At 63.5% G+C, this 2,949-nt stretch carries 4 protein-coding genes; all 4 read left to right on the plus strand.

Annotated features, from left to right (window positions below; translation table 11 throughout):
• The first annotated feature begins 51 nt into the window (after nucleotides 1–51).
• A complete protein-coding gene (locus EOA38_RS32355; RefSeq protein WP_189435073.1) occupies nucleotides 52–864 on the plus strand; it encodes a YgcG family protein in 813 nt (270 codons plus the stop codon).
• Between the two features lie 5 nt (nucleotides 865–869).
• Nucleotides 870–1,508: a TPM domain-containing protein gene (locus EOA38_RS32360; RefSeq protein ID WP_127301137.1), complete on the plus strand. Its 639-nt coding sequence runs from the start codon at nucleotides 870–872 to the stop codon at nucleotides 1,506–1,508.
• Nucleotides 1,509–1,656: 148 nt separating this feature from the next.
• Nucleotides 1,657–2,163 (plus strand): GNAT family N-acetyltransferase, encoded by a 507-nt coding sequence (locus EOA38_RS32365; RefSeq protein WP_126091298.1) that lies wholly within the window; start codon nucleotides 1,657–1,659, stop codon nucleotides 2,161–2,163.
• 178 nt (nucleotides 2,164–2,341) lie between these two features.
• The gene (ppa, locus tag EOA38_RS32370) at nucleotides 2,342–2,875 is read left to right on the plus strand and encodes an inorganic diphosphatase (protein ID WP_127301138.1); all 534 of its coding nucleotides are present in this window, start codon (nucleotides 2,342–2,344) and stop codon (nucleotides 2,873–2,875) included.
• Nucleotides 2,876–2,949 lie beyond the last annotated feature (74 nt).

Here is a 2,949-nt window from a genome sequence, read left to right on the forward strand (position 1 = left end):
AGCTGCCAATCTCCCCCCTTGCGGGGGAGATGGCCGGCAGGCCAGAGGGGGGTGCGCAGGAACACCTTCATTGGCGGCTTGCTTAGCCTCCTCTTCTTCCTCCTCCCCCTCGCAGCCCTTGCCGCGGATCTCCCCGCCCTTACCGGCCGCGTCGTCGACAATGCCGGCATCGTCGATGCCGGCACACGCGCGGCGCTGACCCAGAAACTCGCCGATTTCGAGAAGAAAGGCTCCGACCAGATCGTCGTCGCCACCATCCCCAGCCTCGGCGGCGAGGAGATCGAGCCTTACGCCAACCGGCTGTTCCGGTTCTGGAAGCTCGGCCAGGCCAAGGAAAACAACGGCGTTCTGCTCATCGTGGCGCCGAACGACCGCAAGATGCGCATCGAGGTCGGCTATGGGCTGGAAGGCACGCTGACCGACCTGCACACCAAGCTGATCATCGAGAACGACATGGTGCCGGCCTTCCGCGCCGGCGACTTCTCCGGCGGCATTTCAAAGGCCGTCGACGACATGATCATGGTGCTGGAGGGCAATCCGGAGGAGCTGGAAGCGCGCGGCAAGCGCAACGAGCAGGCACCGTTCAATTCCGACGATCTGTTCTTCGCCATCTTCATCACCATCTGGGCGCTGATCTTTTTCGGCAGCATCGCGCTGACGGTGCTGCCGCCGATCTTCGGTCAGAAGATCGGACCGGGCCGCTATCGCTGGCTCGGCATGACCTTCGAGCCGGGACGGCGATCCTCCGGAGGTGGCGGCGGCTGGTCGTCGGGCGGCGGAGGCTGGTCCTCTGGCGGCGGTGGCGGCGGGTTTTCCGGCGGCGGCGGCTCGTCGGGCGGCGGCGGTTCTTCGGGGAGCTGGTGAGGACCATGGCAACGCGACCGATCAGCCTCGAGGACCATGACCGCATCGCCGGCGCGATCCGCGCCGCCGAGGCGAGGACGGACGGCGAGATCTACTGCGTCGTCGCGCAAACCAGCGACCGCTATTTCTTTCCGGCCGCGTTCGCGGCTGCTTTAGCCACGCTCATCGTCAGTCTCGCGGTGGCCTATGGGCTGGAAGCCTGGTGGTTGACCATCCGCTTGCCGCATTTCGTGCTTGCCCAGCTTCTGGCGCTGGGCTGCATGCTCGCGCTTCTATGGGCACTGCCTGGCTGGCGCATCCATCTTGTGCCGAGGCGGCTGCGCTACCAGGCGGCGCATGCCAACGCGATGAAGCAGTTCCTGGCCCGCAACGTCCACCGCACGAGCGCGCGCACCGGCGTGCTGATCTTCGTCTCGATCGCCGAGCGCTATGCCGAAATCGTCGCCGACAGCGGCATCGATGCCAAGGTCGGCCAGCATGTCTGGGACGGCGTTGTGCGGGACCTCACAAGGCACGCCGGCGACGACCGGCTCGCCGATGGTTTCGTCAAGGCGATCGAATCAGTAGGCGCGGTGCTTGCCGAGCATTTCCCGGTCACCGCCGGCGACGCCAACGAGCTCGACGACCACCTCGTCGAAATCTGACAGGGCCTAGGCTGCAAACCTGGCTTTGACGGCGGCGCGAGGCGGTTTTCAGCGCTTCCGGCGCCGACAAGTTGGCCTGTGCGAAAGCGCGGGCGCGACGGAGCGGACTCTTTGCAATCGGGCGACGCGGGTTTATGGTTAACCAATCATGAACACGCTGACGATCGATATCCGGAAAGCCGACCCTCGCGATGCAGCCGCCATCGCCGAAGTGCATCAGGAGGCATGGCGCGGCGCCTACTCCGGTATCATCCCGCATCGCACGTTGACCGCCATGATCAACCGCCGCGGCCCCGACTGGTGGGCGAACGCGATTCGCAAGGCGGCAACGGTGCTGGTCGTCGAAATCGGCGGCACGATCGCCGGCTATGCCACGATCGGCAAGAACCGCGCCCGCGAGCTGAGGCAGCAGGGCGAGATCTACGAGCTTTACCTGCGCCCGGAATATCAGGGCATCGGGCTCGGCAGCCGGCTGTTCAAGGCGGCGCGGACGCGCCTGGCCGACCACGGCCTCAGAGGCCTGGTGGTGTGGGCGCTAGAAGACAATTACAACGCTTTAGCCTTCTATGCCGGCAATGGCGGCCGCGATATCGCCGAAGGCGTCGAGGTCTTCGAGCAGAAGGCGCTGAAGAAGGTGGCTTTCGTCTGGGAATGACGGGCGCCGCCTGATAAGCGTCGTTCTTCCAAGACCGCTGCGCACGTCGGGTGACACGCATCAGGTTACAATCCATCACAAAGTGTGCGCTTCCATCAGCGTTCAGCACCATTCGCCGCATTGCACCATGACGCGTGTCCCGCTATCGGTCTGACAAGATCGAGAGGGATTTTGAGCCATGCGTATCGCAGCGATTTCCACCGGAAAGAACCCGCCAGAGGACATCAACGTCATCATCGAGGTGCCGATCGGCGGCGAGCCGATCAAATATGAGATGGACAAGGAGGCCGGCACGCTGTTCGTCGACCGCTTCCTGCACACCTCGATGCGCTATCCCGGCAATTACGGTTTCGTGCCGCACACGCTTTCCGGCGACGGCGACCCGATCGACGTCCTGGTTTGCAACACGCGCGCGCTGGTGCCGGGCTGCGTCATCAATGTGCGGCCGATCGGCGTGCTGATCATGGAGGACAACGCCGGCCAGGACGAGAAGGTGATCGCAGTTCCTTCGCCCAAGCTGACGCTGCGCTACGAGAACGTCACCGAATACACCCATCTGCCGGAAATCACGCGTCATCAGGTGCAGCACTTCTTCGAGCACTACAAGGATCTCGAGCCCGGCAAATGGGTCAAGATCGAAGGCTGGCACGATTCCAAATACGCCAAGAAGATGATCGTCGACGCGATCGAACGGGCGAAGGCGGCGAAGTAGGCTATTTTGTTTTGAGCTTGATCTTGCCCAAAAACCGGTTCCCACTTTTTGGGATCAAGCTCTAATTATCCACC

Origin of the sequence: Mesorhizobium sp. M1E.F.Ca.ET.041.01.1.1 (assembly GCF_003997355.1) — a bacterium.
Classification (GTDB): domain Bacteria; phylum Pseudomonadota; class Alphaproteobacteria; order Rhizobiales; family Rhizobiaceae; genus Mesorhizobium.